29 protein-coding genes are annotated in these 22888 nt (G+C 68.6%); 14 read left to right on the top strand and 15 right to left on the bottom strand.

The features are described from left to right. Positions 1 to 80 precede the first annotated feature (80 nt). On the top strand, positions 81 to 860 hold the full coding sequence (locus ABD655_RS03340) for an LLM class flavin-dependent oxidoreductase (RefSeq protein ID WP_344711626.1): 780 nt from the start codon (positions 81 to 83) through the stop codon (positions 858 to 860). Between the two features lie 279 nt (positions 861 to 1139). On the opposite strand, the gene ABD655_RS03335 is transcribed toward ABD655_RS03340, so the two are convergent. Next, positions 1140 to 1766, bottom strand: coding sequence for a cyclodeaminase/cyclohydrolase family protein (locus ABD655_RS03335; protein ID WP_344711625.1), 627 nt, complete (start codon positions 1764 to 1766; stop codon positions 1140 to 1142). Between the two features lie 97 nt (positions 1767 to 1863). Here ABD655_RS03335 and ABD655_RS03330 point away from each other — a divergent pair, with 97 nt between their 5' ends. Further along, positions 1864 to 2013 carry a hypothetical protein gene (locus ABD655_RS03330; RefSeq protein WP_344711624.1) on the top strand — a complete coding sequence of 50 codons (150 nt, stop codon included), beginning with the start codon at positions 1864 to 1866 and terminating at the stop codon, positions 2011 to 2013. A 30-nt stretch (positions 2014 to 2043) separates the two neighbouring features. Here the strand turns inward: ABD655_RS03330 and ABD655_RS03325 are convergent, their stop codons facing one another. The 6 genes from ABD655_RS03325 to ABD655_RS03300 form a co-directional block, all read right to left on the bottom strand. Beyond that, positions 2044 to 2388 carry a hypothetical protein gene (locus tag ABD655_RS03325; protein WP_344711623.1) on the bottom strand — a complete coding sequence of 115 codons (345 nt, stop codon included), beginning with the start codon at positions 2386 to 2388 and terminating at the stop codon, positions 2044 to 2046. Between the two features lie 92 nt (positions 2389 to 2480). Beyond that, positions 2481 to 3194, bottom strand: a complete 714-nt coding sequence (locus ABD655_RS03320) for a GAF and ANTAR domain-containing protein (protein ID WP_344711622.1) — start codon at positions 3192 to 3194, stop codon at positions 2481 to 2483. Further along, complete coding sequence (locus ABD655_RS03315) at positions 3191 to 3895, bottom strand: GAF and ANTAR domain-containing protein (RefSeq protein ID WP_344711620.1); 705 nt, start codon at positions 3893 to 3895, stop codon at positions 3191 to 3193. The genes ABD655_RS03320 and ABD655_RS03315 overlap by 4 nt, the downstream gene beginning before the upstream one ends. 90 nt (positions 3896 to 3985) lie before the next feature. Beyond that, positions 3986 to 4720 (bottom strand): glycosyltransferase family 2 protein, encoded by a 735-nt coding sequence (locus tag ABD655_RS03310; RefSeq protein WP_344711619.1) that lies wholly within the window; start codon positions 4718 to 4720, stop codon positions 3986 to 3988. After that, the gene (locus tag ABD655_RS03305; protein WP_344711618.1) at positions 4717 to 6087 is read right to left on the bottom strand and encodes a PIG-L family deacetylase; all 1371 of its coding nucleotides are present in this window, start codon (positions 6085 to 6087) and stop codon (positions 4717 to 4719) included. The genes ABD655_RS03310 and ABD655_RS03305 overlap by 4 nt, the downstream gene beginning before the upstream one ends. Then, the gene (locus ABD655_RS03300) at positions 6084 to 7163 is read right to left on the bottom strand and encodes an acyl-CoA dehydrogenase (RefSeq protein WP_344711617.1); all 1080 of its coding nucleotides are present in this window, start codon (positions 7161 to 7163) and stop codon (positions 6084 to 6086) included. The genes ABD655_RS03305 and ABD655_RS03300 overlap by 4 nt, the downstream gene beginning before the upstream one ends. Before the next feature lie 169 nt (positions 7164 to 7332). Between ABD655_RS03300 and ABD655_RS03295 the strand changes: the two genes are divergently transcribed. The 3 genes from ABD655_RS03295 to ABD655_RS03285 all read left to right on the top strand — a co-directional run bounded on the left by ABD655_RS03295 (position 7333) and on the right by ABD655_RS03285 (position 9731). After that, positions 7333 to 7788: an SRPBCC family protein gene (locus tag ABD655_RS03295; protein ID WP_344711615.1), complete on the top strand. Its 456-nt coding sequence runs from the start codon at positions 7333 to 7335 to the stop codon at positions 7786 to 7788. A gap of 139 nt (positions 7789 to 7927) precedes the next feature. After that, entirely contained in the window at positions 7928 to 8605 is a 678-nt protein-coding gene (locus ABD655_RS03290) for a DUF6766 family protein (RefSeq protein WP_344711613.1), read from the top strand. Positions 8606 to 8651: 46 nt separating this feature from the next. Further along, positions 8652 to 9731 carry a DNA polymerase IV gene (locus tag ABD655_RS03285; protein ID WP_344711612.1) on the top strand — a complete coding sequence of 360 codons (1080 nt, stop codon included), beginning with the start codon at positions 8652 to 8654 and terminating at the stop codon, positions 9729 to 9731. A gap of 11 nt (positions 9732 to 9742) precedes the next feature. On the opposite strand, the gene ABD655_RS03280 is transcribed toward ABD655_RS03285, so the two are convergent. The 4 genes from ABD655_RS03280 to ABD655_RS03265 all read right to left on the bottom strand — a co-directional run bounded on the left by ABD655_RS03280 (position 9743) and on the right by ABD655_RS03265 (position 12026). Further along, positions 9743 to 9928, bottom strand: coding sequence for a DUF1918 domain-containing protein (locus tag ABD655_RS03280; protein ID WP_344711611.1), 186 nt, complete (start codon positions 9926 to 9928; stop codon positions 9743 to 9745). A gap of 82 nt (positions 9929 to 10010) precedes the next feature. Then, positions 10011 to 10166: a hypothetical protein gene (locus ABD655_RS03275; protein ID WP_344711610.1), complete on the bottom strand. Its 156-nt coding sequence runs from the start codon at positions 10164 to 10166 to the stop codon at positions 10011 to 10013. A 291-nt stretch (positions 10167 to 10457) separates the two neighbouring features. Beyond that, complete coding sequence (locus ABD655_RS03270) at positions 10458 to 11201, bottom strand: YoaK family protein (RefSeq protein ID WP_344711609.1); 744 nt, start codon at positions 11199 to 11201, stop codon at positions 10458 to 10460. Between the two features lie 81 nt (positions 11202 to 11282). Beyond that, entirely contained in the window at positions 11283 to 12026 is a 744-nt protein-coding gene (locus ABD655_RS03265; RefSeq protein ID WP_344711608.1) for an alpha/beta fold hydrolase, read from the bottom strand. 128 nt (positions 12027 to 12154) lie between these two features. Here ABD655_RS03265 and ABD655_RS03260 point away from each other — a divergent pair, with 128 nt between their 5' ends. Beyond that, entirely contained in the window at positions 12155 to 13366 is a 1212-nt protein-coding gene (locus ABD655_RS03260) for a cupin domain-containing protein (protein ID WP_344711607.1), read from the top strand. Positions 13367 to 13424: 58 nt separating this feature from the next. Here the strand turns inward: ABD655_RS03260 and ABD655_RS03255 are convergent, their stop codons facing one another. Continuing rightward, positions 13425 to 13775: a DUF7882 family protein gene (locus ABD655_RS03255; RefSeq protein WP_344711606.1), complete on the bottom strand. Its 351-nt coding sequence runs from the start codon at positions 13773 to 13775 to the stop codon at positions 13425 to 13427. A gap of 155 nt (positions 13776 to 13930) precedes the next feature. On the opposite strand from ABD655_RS03255, the gene ABD655_RS03250 reads away from it, so the two are divergent. The 5 genes from ABD655_RS03250 (at position 13931) to ABD655_RS03230 (ending at position 17771) form a co-directional block, all read left to right on the top strand. Beyond that, complete coding sequence (locus ABD655_RS03250; RefSeq protein ID WP_344711605.1) at positions 13931 to 14593, top strand: GntR family transcriptional regulator; 663 nt, start codon at positions 13931 to 13933, stop codon at positions 14591 to 14593. 75 nt (positions 14594 to 14668) lie between these two features. After that, positions 14669 to 15079 (top strand): TOBE domain-containing protein, encoded by a 411-nt coding sequence (locus ABD655_RS03245; RefSeq protein WP_344711604.1) that lies wholly within the window; start codon positions 14669 to 14671, stop codon positions 15077 to 15079. After that, positions 15079 to 15879, top strand: coding sequence for a molybdate ABC transporter substrate-binding protein (gene modA, locus ABD655_RS03240; protein ID WP_344711603.1), 801 nt, complete (start codon positions 15079 to 15081; stop codon positions 15877 to 15879). Before ABD655_RS03245 ends, modA begins: the two co-directional genes overlap by 1 nt. A 9-nt stretch (positions 15880 to 15888) precedes the next feature. After that, complete coding sequence (locus tag ABD655_RS03235; protein ID WP_344711602.1) at positions 15889 to 16704, top strand: ABC transporter permease; 816 nt, start codon at positions 15889 to 15891, stop codon at positions 16702 to 16704. Then, positions 16701 to 17771, top strand: coding sequence for a sulfate/molybdate ABC transporter ATP-binding protein (locus ABD655_RS03230; protein WP_344711601.1), 1071 nt, complete (start codon positions 16701 to 16703; stop codon positions 17769 to 17771). The genes ABD655_RS03235 and ABD655_RS03230 overlap by 4 nt, the downstream gene beginning before the upstream one ends. A gap of 61 nt (positions 17772 to 17832) precedes the next feature. On the opposite strand, the gene ABD655_RS03225 is transcribed toward ABD655_RS03230, so the two are convergent. Beyond that, on the bottom strand, positions 17833 to 18054 hold the full coding sequence (locus ABD655_RS03225) for a CDGSH iron-sulfur domain-containing protein (protein ID WP_344711600.1): 222 nt from the start codon (positions 18052 to 18054) through the stop codon (positions 17833 to 17835). Next, positions 18047 to 19120: an iron-containing redox enzyme family protein gene (locus ABD655_RS03220; RefSeq protein ID WP_344711599.1), complete on the bottom strand. Its 1074-nt coding sequence runs from the start codon at positions 19118 to 19120 to the stop codon at positions 18047 to 18049. The genes ABD655_RS03225 and ABD655_RS03220 overlap by 8 nt, the downstream gene beginning before the upstream one ends. A 237-nt stretch (positions 19121 to 19357) precedes the next feature. Between ABD655_RS03220 and ABD655_RS03215 the strand changes: the two genes are divergently transcribed. Then, a complete protein-coding gene (locus ABD655_RS03215; protein ID WP_344711598.1) occupies positions 19358 to 20308 on the top strand; it encodes a manganese catalase family protein in 951 nt (316 codons plus the stop codon). Positions 20309 to 20412: 104 nt separating this feature from the next. On the opposite strand, the gene ABD655_RS03210 is transcribed toward ABD655_RS03215, so the two are convergent. Beyond that, on the bottom strand, positions 20413 to 20976 hold the full coding sequence (locus ABD655_RS03210) for an NADPH-dependent FMN reductase (protein WP_344711597.1): 564 nt from the start codon (positions 20974 to 20976) through the stop codon (positions 20413 to 20415). A gap of 161 nt (positions 20977 to 21137) precedes the next feature. Here ABD655_RS03210 and ABD655_RS03205 point away from each other — a divergent pair, with 161 nt between their 5' ends. Both ABD655_RS03205 and ABD655_RS03200 read left to right on the top strand, forming a co-directional pair. Further along, positions 21138 to 22280 (top strand): zinc-dependent alcohol dehydrogenase, encoded by a 1143-nt coding sequence (locus ABD655_RS03205; protein ID WP_344711596.1) that lies wholly within the window; start codon positions 21138 to 21140, stop codon positions 22278 to 22280. Between the two features lie 32 nt (positions 22281 to 22312). Next, the gene (locus ABD655_RS03200; protein WP_344711595.1) at positions 22313 to 22876 is read left to right on the top strand and encodes a hypothetical protein; all 564 of its coding nucleotides are present in this window, start codon (positions 22313 to 22315) and stop codon (positions 22874 to 22876) included. Positions 22877 to 22888 lie beyond the last annotated feature (12 nt).

Here is a 22888-nt window from a genome sequence, read left to right as displayed (position 1 = left end):
CACGCGCAGAGGAGCCGCGGACCCGCGTGAAGCGGCCGACGCGACGTTCGCACGAGACGGACGGGCCGTACGCTGGCCTCATGAGTGAACGCGGTGCCGTGTCGTTGGGGATTGCAGCATCCGTCGGACCTGAACTGGCGGGACTGCTGGCACCGGCGGTCGAAGCGGCCGGCTTCCACGCGTTGTGGGTGAACGACACACCGGGCGCTGATGCCTTCCCGGTCTTGGATGCCGCCGCGCGCGCGACCTCGCGCCTGGTCCTGGCAACCGGAGTCCTTCCGGTGGACAGGCGCCCCGCCGCGACCATCCTCGGCGAGGTGCAGGCCGGCCAGCTGCCGCAGGAGCGGCTCGTGCTCGGCGTCGGCTCCGGTCAGACCACCGTGGGCGCGCTGGATCGGGTGGGGGCGGCGGTCTCCGAACTGCGCGACGCCCTGTCCGCGCGCATCGTCGTCGGCGCTCTCGGCCCGAAGATGCGCCGCCTCGCCGTGGAGAAATCCGACGGCGTCCTGCTGAGCTGGCTCACCCCCGCGATCGCCCGAGCGCAAGCGGAGGAGGCGCGAGCCGTCGCACCCCGCACCCACGTGGCCCTGTACGTGCGCACCGCGCTGGACTCCGACGCCCACGCTCGTCTCCAGGTCGAGACCGCCCGCTACGCGGCGGTCCCGGCGTACGCCGCGAACTTCGCCCGCCAGGGAGTCGACCCCGATCGCACGGTGTGGGACGCGGCAACTGAGCCCGGCCCGGACCGTCTCGCCGACTACCGGACCGGGGTGGACGAGGTCATCCTGCGTGCCATCACCGCTGAAGACACGCTCGACGCGTATCTCCGTTTCGTGGAGCAGGCGCGCGAACTGCTCTGAATCGCATCACGGACTGGTGGCGCTCTGAGCCGCAGTGCCGGGCGCTGAGGCCCCTCTGGGCGCCGCTCATCCCGGCAACCGGGGGCGCCGACGCCGCCGGGCAAGGAAGAGACCCCCGGTCCGGGGGGCTACCGGGGGTCTCTCTTCCGCGGAAAGGGCGATCCGTGCGTGCCGCCCGATCCCACGATGCCCATCGATCGGGCGGTCCTGCACTATCAACCCTAAGAAGACCGCACGGGGCTGTCTGTCCTCACTTCGGTGGACACGGACCGTCCGCGGTCAGCGGTCGTCGTAGCGCGCGGCGACCTGGTCCGCGATGGCGGAGGCGACATCGCGGGCTGCCCGCATCCGCTCCACATCGGCCTCGAGCTCACCGCGCGCGCCGCCGGCGCCGCCGTGCGCGCCGGCGAGCCGGAGGTTCGCGCGGAGGTTGATCGACGCACCTGCGATGCCGGCGGACAGCGCCTCTCCCGAGACGGCGAGATCCGCAGCAAGGTGCGGGTTGCCGATCTCACGGAGCAGGCGCAGTTCATCGAGCATTCCCACACCGACGCCGCCGAGCGCGCCGGAGGACCGCGCGGCACGGATCGCGGCATCCCGTACCCGATCGTCTCTCGCGGGGTCGTCCGCGGCGACGCGCAGCGCAGCTCCCAGCTCGGCGGAGCTGACACCGTCCGCCTCCGCGGCGCCCAGGGCGGTGAGACGGACGTCGACGAGCCGTGCCGCGCACGCGATGGCACGGGGGTCATCCGGCGTGTATTCGGCGACCATGCGTAGCAGCGCGGCCGAGAGGGCGAGCATCACACCGCACGCCGCACCGCCCCCGGGAGCCCCATCGGGCTGAGCGAGTTTGTCGAGCCAGGCCGAGAGCGAGGTGGATGCCGGGATCCGTGCGGAGTCGTCCATAGGCGACACCCTAGTTTCTCCACCCAGGCGGCGTCCGTCGAGAAGGCTGAAGAGCGCGGACGTTGCGTATGTCGACGACCCGCGTAGCGTTGCCGACATGACGAATCAACGACCCGACGATCGCCCTGCCGACGAGAACGGCTCCCCGCTCGGCGGTGACGAGACGACCGAGGATCAGCTCGACGCGGACAACGCGGTCGAAGAAGACATGCTCAAGACGCTCGACCCGGACGCGCCTCCGGCCTGAGCGACGCGTCGGCGACTGACGCCCGAGGGGTCAGATGACCTCGTCCCAGTCGATGTGATCCCGGATCGTCACTGCTCTGCGGGGCAGCTGCGGCGAGCGGCGACCTTCGATCGCGCGGGTCTTGCCGAGGATCGCCAGGATCGTGTCGGGCTCGACGAGCTCTTCCTCGACCTTGTCTTCGAACGTGACCGAGAGATCGATCTGCCAGCCGATCCTGAACTGGACTCGGTGGATCATCCCGTTCGCCGCGATGAAGGGGATCTCGACCACGTCGAGATCCCGGAGCTTCGCGAGCGCGAGCCCGTAGCCGGTGACTGCGTCGGCGATCTCGGTCCCGGTCAGGAAGGATCCGCCCGCGGTCACGATCGTCTTCACGTCAGCCCCCCGTCATCCCATCTGAAACGGCCCGGGGCCCGGAGTGACATCTGCATCGTAGGGGATTCCGCGGGGAGCCGACAGGGGTCTCGTCACAGGTCGATCTGTCGTTCCACGACCTGTGCGGCGAGCACACCGAGCCGCATCTGATGCGCGCGGGCGTATTCACGCAGGAGGGTGAACGCCTCGTCGATCGGCACGCCGCGTGTGTGCGCCACCACGCCTTTCGCCTGCTCGATCACGATGCGGCTGTTCAGCGCGCCCTGAAGCTGCTCGCTCAGGATCGAGCTCTCGCGGATCGCCTTCTCGTGCAGGATGCCGATCGTCGCCACATCGGCGAACGCCTGCGCGGCGACGATGTCCTCGGTCGGCGCCTCGCCCGGCGAGGATCGCAGCAGGCTCAGCGTACCGATGCTGGTATCGCGCAACCGCAGCGGCAGGGCGTCCAGCGCTCGGAACCCCTGCCGAAGCGCGCTCGCCCGGAACAGCTGCCACGGCGGGGCGGAATCGGCAAGGTCTGGGACCGTGATGCGACGGCCGGTGCGATAGCACTCCACGCAGGGTCCGTCGTCCGAGCCCAGCTGCATCAGCTCCAAGAAACTCCGGTCCTCGCTCGTCGAAGCGACCACGTCCAGTTCACCGCGGGAATCCGCCAGGAGGATGCCCGCCGCCGTCATCTCCAGCGCGTCACGGCACGTGTCCACGAGCACCTGCAGCAGTTCGACCACGTCGTAGTCATCGACCAGGGTGTCGGCGAGGCGGGCGAACGTCTGAAAGAGCCGCCCGTCGCGTGTCAAGCGCGTCATTGGACCACCTCGATCCGCGTTCCTTCACGCCGGAACCGGAGTCGTCCGTCGATGACGTCCTGAGCGACGTCCATCATGGACCGGTCCGCCGCGAACGCGTGGCCCTGGATCACCAGCCGCGCGTCTTCCGCGGAGAGGCCGATCTGCGCGAGAACCATGCCGGTGGCCTGGTGGACGAGCCTCCGCGAGTACCCGTTCCCGGCCCCATCCGGTTCGCCGATCGAAGTCAGGGCGCGGCGCAGGATGAGCCGACCGACCACCTCGGCCATCATGCCTGCCTGCTTCGTCTGGTCGTCGTCGAGCGCGACCGGAGCCCGCGAGTACAGGTCGATGGCACCGAAGCGCAGCGGACCGACGATCAGCGGGAACGCGAACAGCGAGCTGACCTCGGCGACCGGGATCGCGGCGGCGAAGGCCGGCCACGCGCTCGGCCCGGTGGCCAGGACGTCGGGGTGCAGTACCGCGGCGCCTGACCGGACGGCATCCCAGCACGGTCCTTCGCCGAGATCGAACTGCAACTCGTCAAGCCGCGCCGCGTACTCGTCGCTGGCCGCGACCGTTTCGCTTCCGAGGAACCCTCCGACGGTCGAAACCGCAGCGCCGGTCACCGGGAACACCTCGACGAAAGCCGCGCAGAAGACCTCCGGCTGGTCCCGCGCGCGATCGAGAGCGTTCATCGCAGCGGCGAACGAATCACTCACGCCGAGCCTCCCGGATCCTTCGATCAACGGTACCGCGCATCGCGGAATCAGTCACCGTACCTCCGCGTCCGCCGGCGCCGGCCCGGCCGGTCACGACGCGTCCCGTTCCGAGTGCCCCAGCGTGCGAGCGAGGTGGAGCTGCCGATCCTGGTCGCGCAGATAGCCCGCGTATCCTCCCGGCGTGCGCCCGAAGAAGCGCCCCGACGTGACGACCTCGGCGGCGTCCGTCGCATGCACCAGCGCGCCGTTCGCGCGGCACGCGTCGACCAGGCGAACGTCTTCGTGCTCGTCCACTTCGACGAAGCCGCCCGCCTGCAGGTAGGTGCTGGCGCGAATCCCGAGGTTCGCTCCGTGGGTGTGCCCGTTCGGGAACCCTGGCCGGTGCGTCTCCAGCCACAGCCGCCGGTGCCGGGGAGTGAGGTCGTGGAAGTCCGGCCGCACGGTGCCGACGACGACGTCCGCGCCCACGTCGGCGGCGTCCAGCTGCGCGACGATCCAGTTCGCAGGAACCGTGGAATCGGCATCCGTGTTGGCGATCCAGATGTGCCCCGGTGGCACGTGGGACAGCGTCGCGAGCGCCGACTCGATCCCCCGCACGCGGGCGGCGCCCACCGCATTGGCATCGACGTGGATCATCGGAAACGGATGCCGCGCCGCGATCACCGCGGAACCGTCCGAGCACGCGTCCAGGACCACCCGCACCACGCAGGGGACCCCGGCCGCCGCGATCGCCTCGCTGAGGGACACCAGACAGCGTCCGAGCAGGGCTGCCTCATCATGAACGGGAACGACGACGACAACCGCCGCGATGGAGGTCGCGCTCACCGCAGGCCCTCCCGGTGAGCCACCGACACGGCCGCACCGCGACAGAACACCTCGAGCAGGAAGTCCTCCTCCTCGTGGAGAGCCAGACGCTGCCACGACGGCACCGACCGCAGCACGTGATGGACCCGGTCTCCGGACAGCGGATACTCAGCCACCGGATGCCGCCAATGGCAGGCGATCACGCATCCCCTGTCCGCGAGCGCGGCCTCCATGAGTGCGACCGTGCGCGCCAGGTCGCGCTCGGACATGTAGTACCCGACTTCGGACAGGACGATCGTGTCGAAGCCGCCGGCGGGCCAGTCGTCGGGGACTCCGCCCTGGAGGAACGTGACGGAGGGGTCCTCGCCGACGCGCGCCCGAGCGGCCTCGACCGCCGCCAGGGAGGGATCCAGAGCGACGAGCGTCTCGGCCCGGCGAGCCAGGGCGGTCGTGATCAGGCCGGTCGAACAGCCGATCTCCAGGGTCCGCCCGATGGAACGCGAAGGCAGGCTGGCCAGCAGCAGAGCGCGCTTGCGCTCCTCGTACCACCGCGTCTCGAACCCCCACGGGTCGTCATGGCGGGCATAGAAGTCCTCGAACCACTCGGCGGGCAGCGAACGGGAGGGCTGCGGCGCCTCGTCGATGTAGAACTCGGTGTCCCGCTCGAAATGCGCCTGCATCGCCTCATGCACGATCGCCTCGTCCCCCCGGGCATCGGACAACGGCCGGATCTGCGAGACGTGCAGGCCCATTGCGCGGGCCTTGATGGCTCGTTCGCAAGGCGTGAGAGCCAGGACGACCCCGGCATCCCAGGGCACGTCCTCGGGTCCTCCCCAGTGCCAGAGCCAGATCGGATAGCCCAGGTGACGAATCCGGCGGGCAGCCGCGGCGCGCCCGCCGGCCTCGGCTGCGACGCGATGATCCCGATGCCCGTCTCCGGACCACGGGGTCACGAGCAGGGAGCGATCCGCCGTGGTCGCGCTCTCCCCCAGTGCGGCGGTCAACTGCTCCTCGAGCTCTCTCGTGTTCTCACGCAGACCCCCGTCCGGCAGCCCGAGGAACTGAACGCGCGCGTCGGGTGCGAGTGCATGCACCGCGCGGAGCACCTCGTCCCTGCGGGTCGAGCGCAGTTCGGTCGGCGAGTGGGTGGGAGAGAGCGGGTGGGATGCTTCGCCGTCCGTCGCGACCACGACGGTGACCCGGCCACCGTGTTCGTGCACGCGACGGATCAGACCACCGGCCCCCAGGGTCTCATCATCCGGGTGCGCGGCCACCACGAACAGGTCGTCCACACTCTCGTCGAGCACGCGGGCCGTGCCGAAGCGCTTCTCAGCCGCCCACACGTCCTCCGGAGTCCCTGTCTCGAGATGGCTGAATGCCGCCATCATGCGCCCGTGGTCTCGAGAATCAGACGCCCGGCCCGCGCGGCGTCTCGTGGACCGTGATGCTGGCGGAGGTAGAGGTGCAGATCCGCCACGCGCCGCGCGTGCCGTTCATCTGCCACCAGTGGCCCCGGGCCGAGGGCTGCGTCCGCCTCGGTCAGCGTCAAGGTCGCGGCGTCGACGACGGTGCCGCGGACACGTTCCGCGAGCAGGCGATCCCCGATCCGGTCCGACCCGCTCGCGTCGATGAGGTCGGCCGCCTCCGCCAGGACGCTCCGCGCGGCCCAGAGTGCGGCATCCACCCTCCCCAGGTGCACGAGCGCGAGCTGATCGGCGCGGTCCGCTCCGGCCGCGTCGACGAGTCGCTCGGCAACGCCGACGGCCGCACCCCACCAGCAGGCCGCGACCGACATTCCTCCCCACGCGAATCCCGGCCGCGTGAGGTACCAGTCGGCTCCGCCGATCGGCACGGCCGGGACGTCATCGAAGTCCACCGGCGCGCTGACGACGTCGACCAGTCCGCGTGGGAACCACGGCCCGTCATGCGCGTGGACTCCGGGGGATCGCAGTTCGACGGCGAAAAGGCCACGACGGCGGTCATCGATGGATGCCGTGACCAGCGCATGAGTGAGATGCCCGGCCAGCGAGCACCAGGGTTTCGTCCCACTGAGCCGCCACGCCCCGGTCCCACCGGACGCGTGCAGCCTCATGTCGCTCGCCTCGGCGGCGAACACACCCCACGACGAGTTCTGATCGGCGTGTATGCCATCCAGCTCTGGGCCATCCGCGCCGCCGGAGGCCGCCTCGCGCGCCTGGTGCAGAATGCCGAGCGCGTCGAGATGCGGCTCCAGCATGCGCGCCGCCGAGACGTCCCGAGCCGCGGTGGCCGCGAGCAGTTCCCAGAGCTGCCGCGTGTTTCCCGCGCCGATCCGCGGAGCGCGCCGACCCACTTCGATGCACCAGGCGAGGGTGGCTGCGGGGTCGGTTCCGAACCCCGGAACGGACGCGGCGCGCTCCAGCGCCTCGGCGATCAGCGGGGCGAGCACGGCGTCGGGGGCGAGGGATGTCGCGGCTGCGGTCATGGGATGGTGGCCTCCTCTCTGGAGGCTACGACGCCGCGCGACGCGAGCGCATGCGCTTGACATTCCCGCAGTGGCACGACTACGGGCGTCCCTGTCAACCCCTCCCCGGGATCGGCCCGGGTGCGGCTGAATGGGTCTGACCCATCCGATCCATCAGTGAGGAGCACCCATGGTGCAGATCATCGAAACCATCGATGTCGACGTTCCGGTCCGCACGGCCTACAACCAGTGGACCCAGTTCGAGAACTTTCCGGAGTTCCTCGACGAAGTGGAATCGATCACCCAGCTCGACGAGACGCACACGCACTGGAAGGTGCGGGTGGGCGGCGTGGAGCGGGAGTTCGACGCCGAGATCACCGAGCAGCACCCCGACGAGCGCGTCGCGTGGCACAGCACGGGCGGCGAGACCCACCACGCGGGCGTCGTCACGTTCCACAAGCTCACGGACACCACCAGCCGCGTCACCGTCCAGCTCGATTGGGAGCCCGAGGGCCTGCTGGAGAAGGTCGGTTCACTGGTCGGCGCGGGCTCGCACGCGGTGAAGAAGGACCTGAAGAACTTCAAGGAGTTCATCGAGAGCCGGGGAGCCGAGAGCGGCGCGTGGCGGGGAGACGTTCAGCCGTAGGACACGCAAAGGAGCGCGGCGGACATGAGGCGGCAGCAGGACACCACCATCGGGATGCGCGCGGTCTTCTGGACCTGGATGGGGATCATCATCGCGGGACTCGCGGTGATGATCTCGATCCCGTTGACCGGTCATTGACGTGCGCAGCTTCCTTCGCGACAACGGACTGAGTGTCTTCTTCCTGGTCCTCTTCGTCGCCGCGCTCATCGGACAGTCGATCGCCGGCCACGCGAACAACAACGAAGAGCTGGTCATGCATGGGCAGCCGGCCGTCTCATACGTTCAGTTCGTCACGTCGTCGGCGTTCCTGGTCGATGTCGCCGAGAATTGGCAGTCCGAATTCCTCCAGTTCTTCCTGTTCATCTTCGCGACGATCTGGTTCGTCCAACGAGGCTCGCCGGAGTCGAAGAGGCCCGGCGACCAAGGCACCGGCTCGGACGCGGAACAGGCCGTCGGGCGCCACGCGCGAGACGACTCTCCGCTGTGGGCGAGGGTCGGAGGGTGGCGGCGTGCGGTGTACTCGAACTCGCTCCTGCTCGTGATGGGGGCGATCTTCGTGCTGTCCTGGCTCGCCCAGTCGCTCGGTGGCCTGGTGGTCGCCAACGACGAGAACGCCCAGCACGGGGTGGCCGCCGAGACGTGGCTGGAGTACATCGTCTCGCCGGAGTTCTGGAATCGCACGCTGCAGAACTGGCAGTCGGAGTTCCTGGCGGTCGGCGCCATGGTCGCGTTCGCCATCTATCTGAGGCAGCGCGGCTCGAGCGAATCCAAGCCGGTGGGGACGCCGCATCACACGACGTCCGTGGAGTCCGAGTAGAAATGCCGTCATGGCGACACGCGCGGTGAGGTCGCAGACTATCCGCATGATCCAGGACCGTCGCCCGTGGGTGCTGCACGTCGATCTCGACCAGTTCATCGCCGCGGTCGAAGTGCTGCGGCATCCCGAACTGGCCGGCAAGCCGCTGATCGTCGGGGGCCGGGGCGACCCGACCGAGCGCGCCGTCGTATCCACCGCCTCTTACGAGGCACGCGAGTTCGGAGTCGGGTCCGGGATGCCGCTGCGCCTTGCCGCACGGAAGGCGCCGGAGGCCGTGATCCTTCCGGTGGATGCCGGGGCCTACACCGCGGCATCCGAGCAGGTGATGACGACGCTGCGGGCGCAGCCCGGTGCGATCGTGCAGGTGCTGGGGTGGGATGAGGCGTTCATCGGGATCGAGACCGACGACCCCGAGGCGTATGCGCGTCGCCTGCAGCACGCCGTGCTGGAGAACACGGATCTGCACTGCAGCGTGGGCATCGGCGACACCCTCGTCCGCGCGAAGGTCGCGACCGGCTTCGGCAAGCCGCGCGGCGTGTTCCGCCTCACCGCCGAGAATTGGCTCGAGGTGATGGGAGCACGCCCCACGATCGATCTCTGGGGCGTGGGCAGCAAGATCTCGAAGCGGTTGGCGGGCTTGGGAATCCTCACGGTGGCTGAGCTGGCCTCCACCGACCCGGAGAGCCTGAGGGCGGAGTTCGGCCCGCGCATGGGTCCCTGGTACGTGCAGCTGGGCAGAGGCGACGGCGCGAGCATCGTCGACGACGCCCCGTGGGTGGCGCGCGGGCACGGCAGGGAGACCACCTTCCAGCAGAACCTCAGCGACCGCGCCGACATCGAGCAAGCGGCACGCGAGCTGCTCGAGCAGGTGCTCGACGATGTCGCAGCCGAGGGACGACCCGTCGTCGGCCTCGGGCTCAAGGTGCGTTACGCACCGTTTTCGACCAAGACGTTCACGAAGAAGATCGCGCCCACCTTCGACCGCGCCACCGTGGTGGGCAAGACGATGGAACTGGTCGAGAAGATCGACCGTGATCGACCGCTCCGTCTTCTCGGAGTCCGTGCGGAGATGGCGATGCCGGACGACGCGCGTGAGGGCCACTCGCCGACGCGCAGCGGATGGTGAGCCTCCCGCCCTCAGCCGGCGTGCAAGATCTCGCAGTCGCCCCCGGGCGAGAGGATGGTCTCGTGGCCGTCGTCGTACCGCACGACCAGCAGCGGACTCTCCTCGCTGCCACGCACCTCGATCACTTCACCCACTCGCTCCGCCGCACCGACCGTGCGTCCATGGATTCGGACGCGGTCACCCACAATTGCGTGCATCGTCGAACACCTCCAGCGTCAGGATAACGCGCGCGCTTGCCCCAGACGAGGCCCCCAATGCCGGGCGTTCGCTCGCAGGGGGTCAGGCGTGCTGCTCGGAATGCCGTTCGTCCGTTGATGCGGACGCGGGTGCACCCGCGTCAGGGAGGTTGCCCGCGAACTGCATCGCCTCCTCGTCGAACCGCTCGAGCGCTACGTCGACGGAGTCGAATGCCGGTTCGATCCGGTATGTGGCCATGATGTCCTCCGAGGTGTGAGTACCAGTGGAGTCGACCAGGGTCCGGGGGCAACTGCGACCAGAGTACGACCGCAGCCGGAGTGGGGCAAGGCCTGTGTACGGGTCCACCCGCGTCCGAGGCTGCTCCCCTGTCACAACACGCCCGCCGCACCCGCGCTTCGCGACAGGCGAGCAACCGAACACCCGCGTCCGAGGACGCTCCCCTGTCACAACACGCCCGCGACGCCCGCGCTTCGCGACAGGTGAGCGGAGGGGCAGCCTCACGGCGCGTGAGCTCGCTGCCGCTGCCCGCTACGGCGTCGGGGCGTTCTGGGCCGGGTCCACCGACTGAGGATCCCGCCTGGTGACGGCGATCAGCCCGACGATCAGGGTGATGCCCGCCGCAGCCCACAGGGACCCTGCCGTGAACAGCGTGTCGATGAGGAACCCCAGCGCCGCGCCGGCCGCGAAAGCAATCAGCACACCCCCGTAGATGAGCGCCGACTGGGCGTCGACGCGGCGGCCGGCGGCGCTCGATGGCACGAGAACCCTGCCGAGCAGGCTGAAGAACGACTGCACGACGAAGGTCACCGCGATGTTGCCGTACAGCATGCCGTGGTCGCGGTGGAAGGCGTTCCCCTGCGACCCCGCCACGAAGCTCACCCCCAGCGCGACGACCATGGCCGGAGCCACGCCCGCAGTCGCAAGTGCACCGAGCACGAGGATGATACCGGCCTGCACGAACAGCACCGGACCGCTGTACGTCCGGCCGCTGCGGATCAGCAGTGTCACCACGATGGCATTGACCCCGGCTCCGAGTCCGAAGCAGAGGATCGACGCGAGCGCTCGCGCGATGTGGGACCAGTCGCCCATGGCGAGGCTGTAGCCGGCGGTCACGAGATTGCCCGACTGCACCGTCGCGAAGGTCCCCGTCTCGGCGAGCGACCACGCGTTCAGCATGCCCGCGATGGCTGCCAGCAGGATACCGACCATCGGACGCTCCATGAACGGGAACGTCGTGACCCGGGTGCCTGGGTCCGAGCGAGCGATCGTCATCTCCGTGCGCTCCCGGTTTCCTCCCCGCGCCGCCCCACCGCGCCGATCGCTCTCCCGAGATCGCCGGTTTGCGAGAGACCCTCAGGCCGCGGCATCGCTCGAACGCCCCGAGGCCTGAAGAATGAGCTCAGCGATCTCGTGCGGATGCGTCACGAGGGAGAGGTGGCCGCTGTCGAGCTCGACGGTCGTAGCGTGCATTCTGGCGGCCAGGAAGCGCTCGAGGTCGGTCGTCGTCGTCCGGTCCTGAAGCGACACCGCGTACCAGCAGGGCTTGTTCTGCCAGGCCGCCGCGGTGGTGCGCGAGGCGAACAGCGTGTCCGAGATCCGGCCCTGAACGGCATACAGCACCTTCGCGCGCGCGGGCTCGACACCGTTGGCGAAGTCGTCCAGAAAGGCCTGTTCGCTCAGCTGCGCGAATCCGTTGGCGTGGACGAGCCCGGCGGTGGCCGGCGGCGCCGGATATTGTGCGGCCAGCGCCCCATAGTCCTCCCCCGCCTCGGGCGCCCGCGCCGCGACGAAGACCAGCGCGGACACGTTCGGGTGGTCGCCGGTCTCGCTGATCACCGTTCCCGCCCACGAATGTCCGACCAGCACTGTCGGTCCGTCCTGCAGGTCGAGGGCGCGGCGCGTGGCCGCCGCGTCATCCTCGAGGGACGTCAGCGGATTCTGCACCGATGTGACGTTCAGGCCGGCGGCCTGCAGCAATGTGATGACGTCGGCCCAGGACGAGCCGTCGGCGTACGCGCCGTGCACCATGACGACGTTGTGGGCCACCGAGACCCCGGTGGTATCCGGCGGAGCGGTCGATTCGGATGTCGCAGACACGTATTCCCCCTGTTCGGCTGTTGACGAACCAGTTATACCGGCCCTACCCTGGCGAGCGATAGGCCCCGGGCACCCCCGCGAGCATTTGCTCGATGACCGACACGCCCGGTCAAGCGAGAGGGTGATCCATGGACTCGAGTGGTGCTGCTGCGCCCCAGCACGAGGAGCCGGTGTTCGGAAATCCGGATCTGCCGCCGGAGGGAATCGTCAACACGGCCGGGGATCCGGCCAGCACGGTGATGACGGGTCCGCAGAACCCGGTGATCGAGGGGCAGTTCCCGAACCAGATCACCGCGCCGGCGACCGACATCAGCACCCAGCCGTTCTTCTGGTCCTCGTTCAACATCGCGCCCCGCCGGATACAGCGCGGCGGGTGGGCGCGAGAGGTTACCGGTGCGGACTTCGCGATCTCGGACGAGATCGCCGGAGTGAACATGTACCTGGAGGCCGGCGGCATCCGGGAGCTGCACTGGCATCAGACAGCGGAGTGGGCGATCATGACCCGCGGCCGCTGCCGCGTGACCACCCTCAGCCGCACCGGCCTGCCCAGCGTGGAGGACGTCGAGGAAGGCGACCTGTGGTTCTTCCCCGCCGGCCTGCCGCATTCACTGCAGGGGCTGGGACCGGACGGGGCGGAGTTCGTCCTCGCCTTCGATGACGGCGCACAGTCCGAGAGCAACACGCTGCTGCTCACCGACTGGTTCGCGCACACACCACCGGAGGTGCTGGCCAAGAATTTCGGTGTCGCCCAAGAGGTTTTCAAGGACATCCCCCTGCACAACCTGTGGATCTTCCCCGGCGAGGTCCCCGGAGACCTGGAAGCAGACCAAGCCGCTGCCGGGGTGCAGTGGGGCACGGAACCGGTGATATTCCGTCTCTCCCGCACACAGCCGGTGCACACCAACAGCGGGGGCAGCATCCAGATCGCCGATTCGACCACCTTCCCCGCCTCGAATACCGTCGCCGCGGCGCTGGTGACCATCAACCCCGGCTCGATGAGGGAACTGCACTGGCACCCCAACGCCGACGAGTGGGGGTACTTTCTGCGCGGGTCCGCCCGAATGACCGTGTTCAACACCGGCCCACATGCCACCACGACCGACTTCCGCCCCGGCGACGTCGCCGTCGTGGGTCGCAACCTCGGCCACTATGTGGAGAACACCGGCGATGACGTCTTGCAGTACATCGAGGTGTTCCGCAGCGACCACTACGAAGAGGTCTCCCTCGCCCAGTGGCTCGGCCACCTGCCGCCCGCGCTGGTGAGCCAGCACCTGAACATCCCCGCGGAGGTCCTCGCCACCTTCCCCCGCGACACCCAGGGCATCGTCCCGCTCCGCTGAAGCGGCCGAGACGAAAAGCACGTAGGGCGGACGAGACTCAGCAGGGCCTCGAGCGGGCTCAGCCCACGGTCAGCGCGGCTGGCGCTGCGGTCTGCGACGCGTCGACCGCGACGTCGAAATGCTCGGCGATGAGGGTGATGCCGCCCGAGGAATTGGCGGAGTTGGCGAGCTCTTCGATCCACGGCCGGCTGAGTTCTGCCGGCTCGGGGTCGTCGAAGACGAAACGCAACGGAATCGACGGCTGCAGCCAGATGGTGCTGCGCCCGCGCGGCTGATCGTCGGGGTGCTGCCACGTCAGCGTGAAGCTCTCGCTTCGCCGCAGCTTCGTGGCGATGACGACCTTCAGATGCGCCAGCGCGCGGTCGTCGACGTGAATCGCAGTCGATTCACCGTAATAGAGAGTCCCCACTCTGTCACCATAGGCGCCCCTCCGACGAAAGGCGTCATTGTGCCCTTCTGGCGCCCCCGCGCCGCGGATGACGTGTCGCACGAGGTGCGGGTGAACCGCACCCGGGCGCCGCGCGGCGCCACGATATGCAATATCCAAGACGGTAGAATGTCCGGATGCCGATTCCCTCCTCCAGCAACATGCTCGCTCGCTCCCTCCTGCGCGATGACGTGTATCGGTCGCTGCGCGATGCGATCGTCGACGGGAGCTTCGAGCCTGGCGAGCGGCTGCGTGATCAGGAGCTCGAGGCATGGCTCGGAGTGAGCCGCACCCCCATTCGGGAGGCCCTCCTGCGCCTCGCGCAGGCGGGCCTCGTGATCGCCCAACCCGGGCGCGCGACCACCGTCGCGCCGACGGATCCGAAGAACATCAGCAATGCGCAGAGCGTCGCCGCCGCAATGCACGAACTCGCCGCGCGATCGGCCGTCCCCGCCCTGGCGCAGAGGGACCTGACCGCCATGGAGAGCGCGAACGAACGGTTCGCGACGGCACTCGAGGCTCTCGACGTGGACTCGGCGATGCGATCGGACGACGAGTTCCACGGAGTACTCGTCCACGCCAGCGGCAACGCGATGATCGCCGAGGTGCTCGAGCAGGTCACGCCGCTCATCCGGCGCGCCGAACGGCAGCGATTCGCATCGATGGCGGGCCGCGACTCCGTGCAGCAGCACCGAGAGATCATCGAGCGGGCGGCAGCCGGCGACGCGGAGGGCGCCGCCGAACTCAGCCGCGTGAACTGGATGACCCTCAATCGGGAGCTCACAGACCCTGCGGGGTGACAGCGCGATTCATCGACCGTCATCGCGACGGAATCTCCTCGTCCTTTCCGTGTATGCGGATCTAGACTGTGATTTATGTCTCAGATTCGGATCAAGGATGCCGCGGTGTACCTTGCTGTCAGCGACGACACGGTCCGCCGCTGGATCGACAACGGAATCCTCTCAAGCACGCGTGATGACGCCGGCAAGACGGTGGTCGACGGGCTGGAGCTCGCCCGCCTCGCACGCAAGAACTCCGTCCTCCCCGTCGATCCCGCCGAGATCGGCCGATCGGCCCGCAACCGGTTCGTCGGGCTCGTCACCGAGGTCGTCTCGGACACCGTCATGTCGCAGGTCGAGCTGCAGTGCGGTCCGCACCGGGTCGTCTCTCTCATGAGCACGGAGGCCGTTCGGGAACTCGGCCTGGAGCCGGGCTCCGTCGCGGTCGCCGTCGTGAAGGCGACCACGGTACTGATCGAAACGCCCCTCGTCAAGGCCGCGCCCTGATGGTGCGGCCCGCAGCTCGACGTGCCGGCATCCTGATCGCCGCCGTGGTGGCGGCGGGACTGACGGGCTGCGCCGGGAGCACGGCAGGCGGGTCCGCGACTGCTGGGCCGAACGCCGACACCATCGAGGGCTCGATCACGGTGTTCGCCGCCGCCTCGTTGAAGGCGACGTTCACCGAGGTCGCCACGTCGTTCGAGCAGGCCCACCCCGAGACGACGGTGCGATTGAGCTTCGCCGGATCGAGCGACCTGGCGACGCAGATCCTGGAGGGTGCGCCCGCGGACGTCTTCGCGTCGGCGGACGAGCGCACCATGGCGAAGGTCACCGACGCGGACCTCGTGGCGGGCGAACCGGTCCCGTTCGCCACCAATGTGCTGCAGATCGCCGTGCCGCCCGCCAATCCGCGGGGAATCACGACGTTCTCGGATTTGGCCGCGCCGGGGCTGAAGGTGGTGATCTGCGCGCCGGAGGTGCCGTGCGGAGCCGCCGCAGCCCGGGTCGCCGAGGCGGCCGGTGTCGCGCTGACCCCGGTCAGCGAGGAGTCCTCCGTCACGGACGTGCTCGGCAAGGTGACCTCCGGCGAGGCGGATGCCGGGCTCGTCTACGCAACCGACGTCCTGGCGGCCGGATCTGCCATCCACGGCATCGAGATCGATGCGGCACGGAATGCGGCCAACACCTATCCGATCGCCGCATTGACGGATGCCGGGGCCCCGGTCGCCGCGAAGGCGTTCGTCGATTTCATCCTGAGCGAGACCGGTCGCCGCGCACTCACCGCGGCCGGGTTCGGTCTGCCGTAGCGACCGCTCATGTCTTCGCACACTCCTTTCGCGAGCGTCCCCCGCTGGGTGGGGGGCATCGCGGTGATCGGCGCGCTCTTCGTCCTGCTGCCGCTGGTCGCCATGCTCGGACGTGTGAACTGGGCGGAGTTCATTCCGCTGGTCACGTCCGAGTCCTCGCTGGCCGCGCTGTGGCTGAGTCTTCGCACCTCGGTCGCTGCCACCGCGCTGTGCATCGTGTTCGGCATCCCGATGGCGCTCGTTCTCGCGCGCTCGCGCTTTCCGGGTCAGCGCCTGCTCCGCTCGCTCGTTCTGCTGCCGCTCGTCCTGCCGCCGGTCGTGGGCGGCATCGCCCTGCTCTCGACCTTCGGGCGTCGCGGCCTGCTCGGTTCGACGTTTCAGTTCCTGGGCATCGACATCGCCTTCTCCACGACCGCGGTGGTGTTGGCCCAGACCTTCGTGGCGCTGCCCTTCCTGGTGCTCAGCCTCGAAGGCGCACTGCGTACCGTCGGGACCCGCTACGAGGCGATCGGTGCGACCCTCGGCGCTCATCCGACCACCGTGCTGCGGCGCATCACCGTGCCGCTCGTCCTGCCCGCGCTGATCTCCGGAGCGGTGCTGTCCTTCGCGCGCGCTCTGGGCGAGTTCGGTGCGACGCTCACCTTCGCCGGCAGCCTGCAGGGCACCACGCGAACACTGCCGCTGGAGATCTATCTGCAGCGCGAAGTCGACCCCGATGCCGCCATCGCGCTCTCGCTGGTGCTGATCGTGGTCGCGGTGATCGTCGTGGGGCTCGCGCACCAAGCGGGCAGCGCCGCACCGCTGCGACAGGCGGCTCGAGCATGATGCTGAGATTCGACGCGGCCATCGCCGCACGTGGGTTCGACGTTCAGCTCCGCGTCGAAGCCGGGGAGACGATCGCCGTCCTCGGTCCCAACGGCGCGGGAAAGTCGACGCTGGTCAACATCCTGGCCGGGCTGCTGCGACCCGACGCCGGCAGCGCCGAGCTCGACGGCCGAGAGCTGTTCGACCTCGGGGAGAACAGACGGGCGTGGACGGCGCCGCATGCCCGCGGCGTCTCGACCCTGTCGCAGGACGCGGACCTTTTCCCACACCTCAGCGTGCTCGAGAACGTCGCCTTCAGCGCTCGCAGCAAGGGCATCCGCAAGACCCGGGCGCATGAGCTGGCGCGGCACTGGCTCGGCGAAGTGGATGCTGTCCCGTTCGCTTCCCGCAGACCCGCCGACCTTTCCGGCGGACAGGCACAGCGCGTCGCCATCGCCCGCGCTCTCGCGTCGGACCCCAAGCTTCTGCTCCTGGACGAGCCCCTCGCCGCACTGGATGTCGCCGTCGCTCCCGCGATCCGACGCACGTTGCTGCGCGTCCTGAAGGATCGCACCGCCATCATCGTCACGCACGACATCCTCGATGCGCTCACCCTCGCCGACCGAGTCGTCGTGCTCGGCCACGGGCGGATCATCGAGGAAGGGCCCACGCGCGACACTCTGGACCGCCCTCGGACCGCGTTCACCGCGGGCCTGGCCGCCCTCAACCTCCTCACCGGCATCCGGACCCGCTCCGGCATGGTCACCGATGCCGGAGACGAGATCACCAGCAGCGTCCCGACGGATGCCCCCCTCGGCTCTCGCGTGGCTGCAACCATCCGTCCCACATCGGTGCGCGTCGCCGTCGATCAGCCGGCGGCGGCGTCCCCGAACCTGCTCACGGGCGCGATCCTCGACCTGGAGCCGCGCGGCGACATCATCAGGATTCGATCCGACACGATCTCGGCGGACCTGACACCGTCCGCCGTCGCCGATGCGCAACTCACGACCGGCACCGAGGTCCGGTTCACGTTCGAACCCGGAGCGGTCACCATCTATCCCGCGTACCGGGGGGATCCGCCTCGGTAGGGATGCGGGATCCCAGGTGGGCGGGGCTTCACGTCCGGAGAGGTGCCCCTGCTGCCGCAGATCAGCCGTCGGCGGAAGCGGCCTCATCGGTGGTCGCGAAGCGGATCAGCTTGTGGGTGCCATCGCACCACGGCTTGATCGCGGATGCGCCGCACCGGCACAGTGCGACAGTCCGGCGTGGACTGTCGACCACGTGTCCGTCGTCACCCAAGATCTGCACGGCACCGCGCACCAGGAGGGGCCCGTCCTTGCACGCCGTGATCTGCGGGACGTACTCAGTCACGATCACCCGCCGGCAGATCTGCGCCGGGGCGGAGCGAACTGCGTCCCGCTTCGAAGGCGTCGCCGATGCTGTCGGCGACGCGACCATCGAGGAAGAGGCAGGCGGCTGCCCCGAAGAAGATGTCCGGGATCAGGTCGGGTCGGTCCTCCCCGAGGCTGCCGGCGAGGTCCCGCGCCGCGATCTGCTCGTGCACCGCATCGGCCTCGACGTGCTCGTCGAAATACTCCGTCACGTCCGCACCGAAGCCGAGCCGGCGGAATCCGTCGCCGTACATGCGGTTCGGAAGCGAGGACGTCATCTCGAAGGCCGCGAGGTGACCGACGATCGCGCCCAGCAGTCGGCGATTCATCCCGAACATCGACATCGCGTTCTGCGACGCGAGAGTGATCGCGGGGACGAGGTCCACGTACCGGCCGTAGGTCGCGTCCAGTCCCACCCCGCGCATGGTGCGCGCGAAGATCTCGGCGTGCATGCGTTCCGGGCGCCCGGCGCCGTACTCGTCGGACTGGATCTCGACGAGCGCGACCTTCGCCCGTCCGGTGAGCCGAGGAATGGCCCACGAATGCGGATCCGCCTCGCGGAGCGTGTAGACGCTGCGCTGGATGAGGAACTCTCGCGCCTGGGCCGACGTGGCGTGCTTGGCCAGGAACCGCGACAGCGACGGGCCGGGCGTGGGCGCGGTCAGGCTGAAGAGGGCGGATGCGATGGACTCGGCATCCGCAGATGGCAGTTCCGGCGGCGTGACGGTCCGGCGCAGTTCGGTCTCGAACGCTGACTCGATCGCCGTCCGCACCTCGAGCAGCCCGGCGTGCCACTCCCACTCGGGGTCGATCCAGTCCAGAGACCCGTATGCGCCGGCATAGAGCAGGAACAGGGAGAGCTGCAGGTCCTCGTCCGCCGCGACGTCGCGCGATGCAGCCACGGACCGGCGGGTCGCTTCGATCAGCGAGTCGCCGAACGGCGCAGCGGGATCGGCCCGGCGAAGAAGATCGAGCAGCAACGCGCTGACCGGACCCCGCGCCCGCGCACGCACATCCGACGGGGCTTCTACGTCGGTGATCGTCATCTTCGCTCCCGCACGACTCGACGCCGTCGGGCGACGGTGTCGGAATCCAAGATCCCATCACGGGCGCTTTTCTCGCCGGGGCTTGACGGCGACGCTGCTTGCAGGTACCGGTACCCGCCCATGCACGCAGAAGCGGCGGAGATAGTACGCGAGCCGTCAGCCGGCTGTCCAGCCCGATGCGTCTCGCCCGTCGAGAGCGGAAGGTGAATCGCATCCCGCGATTCCAAGGAGGAATGCATGTACTTACACGTTCAGCGACTGATCAACGAGATCGAACAGGACGAGCCGGATCCGGCGGCGGCCAACGCGCTCCAGGAGGGGCTGGGCGGCCAGTTCGGCGAGATGCGGACGATGATGCAGTACCTGTTCCAGAGCATCAACTTCCGTGGTCCTGACGCCAAGCCCTATCGCGACCTCATTCAGGGAATCGGGACGGAGGAGATCAGCCACGTCGAGCTGATCGGCACCACGATCTCCCGACTGCTGGACGGCTCGCCGCGGTACCAGGGGAAGAAGACCGACCCGGTGGACGCCCCCGGTGCCGGCGGGGCGATTCCCCTGAACATCGCCCTGGACCACAGCAACATCCACCACTACCTGGTCGGTGCGCAGGGGGCACTTCCGGTGGATGCTGCCGGCAACCCGTGGATGGGCAGCTACGTCTACAACTCGGGCAACCTCGTGCTCGACCTGCTCTACAACCTCATGCTCGAATCGACCGGTCGGCTGCAGAAGTGCCGCCTGTACGAGATGACGGACAACAAGATGGCGCGGTCGACCATCTCGTACCTGATCGTCCGCGACCAGGCCCACGAGAACGCCTACGCGCGGGCCCTCGAGACCCTCGGCGTCAACTGGAATGCGGCGTTGCCTATTCCCAAGACGAACGCGGAGAGCTTCCCCGAGGTCAAGCGGCTCATCGACATGGGACTGCAGAGCAAGCAGTACTCGTTCGACCTTGATGCCCAGTCCGAGGCCGGCAAGATCTTCCAGGGAATGTCGCCGTCGAAGGACGGGACGAAGCTCAACGCCACCGAGCAGGCACCGGACGGCGCCCCGTTGACGATCTCGCCCGAGCGGTTCGAGGAGTTCTCGCCCGGTGCCGACAAGGATCTCCAGGAGCTGATTGCGGCCACGGCCGCGATGGAGATGGCGGACATCGACGCCACCTTCGGCAGACTCGGCTGACACAACGGACACCCGCCGGGCGTGGGGGCGGCGGCGCTCCGCTGGACGACGTCGCCCCCGCTAAGCCGGTGACGAGCATCGGCGAGGCGGGTGACGAGCCGTCCCTAGCGCGGCAGGACCGTCAGCACCCGTTGGATGTGCTCGCGGAAGTCGGACATGAAGTTGCGGAGGAACTCTTCCGTCGCGGGATTGGAGACCGACCCGTCCTCGCTGAAGACCTCCGGCGAGAAGTGGATATAGGCCTCGGGCGCGGTCATCTGGCGCGCATTGCAGAAGCTGAGGACTCCACGCAGGCTCTGCTGCGCGACGGCCGTTCCGATGGACCCGACCGACGCCCCGATCACAGCGGCGGGGATGTGATCGAAGGAGTTCTCTCCCCACGGGCGAGATGCCCAGTCGATCGCGTTCTTCAACCCGCCGGGGATGGAACGGTTGTATTCCGGCGTCACGAACAGAACAGCCTGCGTTGCCGCGATCGCCTCCTTCAGCGCCCGCGCCGCGGGGGGATAATCCGCGTCATAGTCCTGGCTGTAGAGCGGTAGATCGCGGATCGGGATCTCGGTGAATTCCAACTCGTCGGGCGACAGCCGGATGAGGGCTTTGGAGAGGATTCGGTTGATCGAGGTGGAGGAAAGACTCCCGACGAAGTATCCGACTCGGTATGACATGGCTGCTCCTGACTCAGTGGTCCCCCCGAGGTCATTCTCGCCCCGACTCAATCGCCGCAACACCCCTTGTGGTCCGCGCGCTTGCATGCGATGTCGGATCTGCGCAAGCCCCCCCGTCCGAGCCGGCTTGTCAGCAATGCTGGGCTCCTTGGAGGTGCGACATGAAGGCGATGGTCTACCGAGGACCGTACAAGATCCGCGTGGAGGAGAAGCCCGATCCCAAGATCGAGCATCCGAACGACGCGATCGTGCGGGTCGAGCTGGCCTCGATCTGCGGTTCTGACCTGCACCTGTATCACGGCATGATGCCGGACACCCGAATCGGGCATACGTTCGGCCACGAGTTCATCGGCACGATCGAGCAGGTCGGTTCGTCCGTCCAGAACGTCAAGATCGGTGACCGGGTGATGGTGCCGTTCAACATCTACTGCGGCTCGTGCTTCTTCTGCGCGCGGGGTCTGTTCTCCAACTGTCACAACGTCAACGCGAACGCCACCGCCGTCGGCGGCATCTACGGGTACTCCCACACCAGCGGCGGCTACGACGGCGGGCAGGCCGAGCGCGTGCGCGTCCCCTTCGCGGACGTCGGTCCGTCCGTCATCCCGGAGGGGATCACGGACGAGAACGCCCTTCTTCTGACGGATGCCTTCTCGACCGGCTACTTCGGCGCCCAGCTCGCTGACATCGTCGAGGGCGACACCGCGGTGGTCTTCGGGGCTGGTCCGGTCGGTCTTGCGGCGGCACGATCGTGCTGGCTCATGGGCGCTGGGCGGGTCATCGTCGTGGACTATCTGGACTTCCGGCTGGAGAAGGCGAAAACCTTCGCGTTCGCCGAGACGGTGAACTTCGGGCAGATGGGCGACATCGTCCGCTACCTCAAGCGGGCCACCGACGGTCTCGGGGCCGACGTCGCGATCGACGCCGTCGGGGCAGAGGCCGATGGGCATGTCATGCAGCACGTGACCGCGGCGAAGCTGAAGATGCAGGGCGGATCGCCCGTCGCCCTGAACTGGGCGATCGACTCGGTCCGCAAGGGCGGCACCGTCTCGGTGATGGGCGCCTACGGGCCGCTGTTCAGCGCAGTGAAATTCGGTGACGCGATGAACAAGGGCCTCACCATCCGCACCAACCAAGCTCCCGTGAAGCGGCAGTGGCCCCGGCTCTGGGAGCACATCCGCAACGGGATCATCATGCCGAGCGACCTGATCACCCACCGGATACCCCTGGATGAGATCGCGGAGGGCTACCACCTCTTCTCGTCGAAACTGGATGACTGCATCAAGCCGGTCGTCACGCCGGCTTAGCCCGGCGAGGCCGTCAACCGCGGAGGAACAATATGCCTTACACGTCCGAAAAGCCCGGCACGAGGCCGACCGCAGAAGAGTTGCGCGCCCGCATCCCGGGGTGGGGCGCCGACCTTGATCCCGCCGACCGACCGGCGTTTCCGCGGGAGCAGCCGGGCATCATCACCGGCGCCCATTGGGACCTGCCGCCCCAGCAGCCGAATCCGGGTCGGCGAGAGAGATCCGTGGAGCACCTGCGGCTCACTCCGGTGTTCGGAACCGCGCAGCCCCTGAGGGGCGTGGCCGGCGTCATCCGCAGATACGCCTACGACACTTACAGCGAAGGGCAGACCGCCCACTGGCTGCTGCTCATTCTGGGCGACCGGGTGGACGCGATGACGGCGCACCTGAAGTCGTTCGCAACGCTGCGGCCGGACAATCCGATCGCCGAAAGCGGCATCCTCGGCGAGCGCGGCCGCCGACCGCTGGCCTCGCGCGTCGGGCGCGGTCGTATCGATCTCAAGCATGCGTGGCTGGACCCGATCCTCGTGCTCGGGCCCTGGGTTCTGACGGCGGTCGTCACGATACGGACGCTGCGGCGGATCGCACGGCGCTGACATCACCTGCCT

This window comes from Microbacterium terregens, assembly GCF_039534975.1.
GTDB lineage: Bacteria > Actinomycetota > Actinomycetes > Actinomycetales > Microbacteriaceae > Microbacterium > Microbacterium terregens.
The sequence above is the reverse complement of the archived record's forward strand: the minus strand, read 5'-3'. Positions and strand labels throughout refer to the sequence as shown.

Bases quoted from the DNA above. Each gene is read 5' to 3' on its own strand.
- ABD655_RS03340 (WP_344711626.1), top strand. From the start codon at position 81: ATGAGTGAACGCGGTGCCGTGTCGTTGGGGATTGCAGCATCCGTCGGA.
- ABD655_RS03335 (WP_344711625.1), bottom strand. From the start codon at position 1,766: ATGGACGACTCCGCACGGATCCCGGCATCCACCTCGCTCTCGGCCTGG.
- ABD655_RS03330 (WP_344711624.1), top strand. From the start codon at position 1,864: ATGACGAATCAACGACCCGACGATCGCCCTGCCGACGAGAACGGCTCC.
- ABD655_RS03320 (WP_344711622.1), bottom strand. From the start codon at position 3,194: ATGACGCGCTTGACACGCGACGGGCGGCTCTTTCAGACGTTCGCCCGC.
- ABD655_RS03305 (WP_344711618.1), bottom strand. From the start codon at position 6,087: ATGATGGCGGCATTCAGCCATCTCGAGACAGGGACTCCGGAGGACGTG.
- ABD655_RS03300 (WP_344711617.1), bottom strand. From the start codon at position 7,163: ATGACCGCAGCCGCGACATCCCTCGCCCCCGACGCCGTGCTCGCCCCG.
- ABD655_RS03295 (WP_344711615.1), top strand. From the start codon at position 7,333: ATGGTGCAGATCATCGAAACCATCGATGTCGACGTTCCGGTCCGCACG.
- ABD655_RS03285 (WP_344711612.1), top strand. From the start codon at position 8,652: ATGATCCAGGACCGTCGCCCGTGGGTGCTGCACGTCGATCTCGACCAG.
- ABD655_RS03280 (WP_344711611.1), bottom strand. From the start codon at position 9,928: ATGCACGCAATTGTGGGTGACCGCGTCCGAATCCATGGACGCACGGTC.
- ABD655_RS03275 (WP_344711610.1), bottom strand. From the start codon at position 10,166: ATGGCCACATACCGGATCGAACCGGCATTCGACTCCGTCGACGTAGCG.
- ABD655_RS03270 (WP_344711609.1), bottom strand. From the start codon at position 11,201: ATGACGATCGCTCGCTCGGACCCAGGCACCCGGGTCACGACGTTCCCG.
- ABD655_RS03260 (WP_344711607.1), top strand. From the start codon at position 12,155: ATGGACTCGAGTGGTGCTGCTGCGCCCCAGCACGAGGAGCCGGTGTTC.
- ABD655_RS03250 (WP_344711605.1), top strand. From the start codon at position 13,931: ATGCCGATTCCCTCCTCCAGCAACATGCTCGCTCGCTCCCTCCTGCGC.
- ABD655_RS03245 (WP_344711604.1), top strand. From the start codon at position 14,669: ATGTCTCAGATTCGGATCAAGGATGCCGCGGTGTACCTTGCTGTCAGC.
- modA (WP_344711603.1), top strand. From the start codon at position 15,079: ATGGTGCGGCCCGCAGCTCGACGTGCCGGCATCCTGATCGCCGCCGTG.
- ABD655_RS03235 (WP_344711602.1), top strand. From the start codon at position 15,889: ATGTCTTCGCACACTCCTTTCGCGAGCGTCCCCCGCTGGGTGGGGGGC.
- ABD655_RS03230 (WP_344711601.1), top strand. From the start codon at position 16,701: ATGATGCTGAGATTCGACGCGGCCATCGCCGCACGTGGGTTCGACGTT.
- ABD655_RS03220 (WP_344711599.1), bottom strand. From the start codon at position 19,120: ATGACGATCACCGACGTAGAAGCCCCGTCGGATGTGCGTGCGCGGGCG.
- ABD655_RS03215 (WP_344711598.1), top strand. From the start codon at position 19,358: ATGTACTTACACGTTCAGCGACTGATCAACGAGATCGAACAGGACGAG.
- ABD655_RS03210 (WP_344711597.1), bottom strand. From the start codon at position 20,976: ATGTCATACCGAGTCGGATACTTCGTCGGGAGTCTTTCCTCCACCTCG.
- ABD655_RS03205 (WP_344711596.1), top strand. From the start codon at position 21,138: ATGAAGGCGATGGTCTACCGAGGACCGTACAAGATCCGCGTGGAGGAG.
- ABD655_RS03200 (WP_344711595.1), top strand. From the start codon at position 22,313: ATGCCTTACACGTCCGAAAAGCCCGGCACGAGGCCGACCGCAGAAGAG.